At 70.3% G+C, this 367-nt stretch carries 1 pseudogene; it reads right to left on the reverse strand.

The window, feature by feature from the left end:
• A pseudogene (locus tag WDV06_RS37450) lies at nt 1-367 on the reverse strand (methionine adenosyltransferase); the annotation flags it as partial.

Consider the following 367-nt stretch of genomic DNA (forward strand, 5'->3'; position numbering starts at 1 on the left):
GCGTCACCCATCGGGCCGCCGATCTCGAAACGCCCCGTCGGGTTGACCAGCAGCCGGTAACCCTCGGTGTCCAGCTTCGTCCCGTCGGCGGCCAGCTGCTTCAGGACGTGCTCGACCACGTGCTCGCGGACGTCCGGGGCGAGGAGGGTCTCCAGGTCGATCTCGGCGGCGTGCTGGGTGGAGACCACCACGGTGTCGAGCCGGACCGGCTTGTCGCCCTCGTACTCGATGGTGACCTGGGTCTTGCCGTCCGGGCGCAGGTACGGGATGGTCCCGTTCTTGCGGACGTCGGTCAGGCGGCGGGAGAGCCGGTGCGCGAGGTGGATCGGCAGCGGCATCAGCTCCGGCGTCTCGTCGCACGCGTAGC

Source organism: Streptomyces racemochromogenes (assembly GCF_044129415.1).
Lineage (GTDB): Bacteria > Actinomycetota > Actinomycetes > Streptomycetales > Streptomycetaceae > Streptomyces > Streptomyces racemochromogenes_A.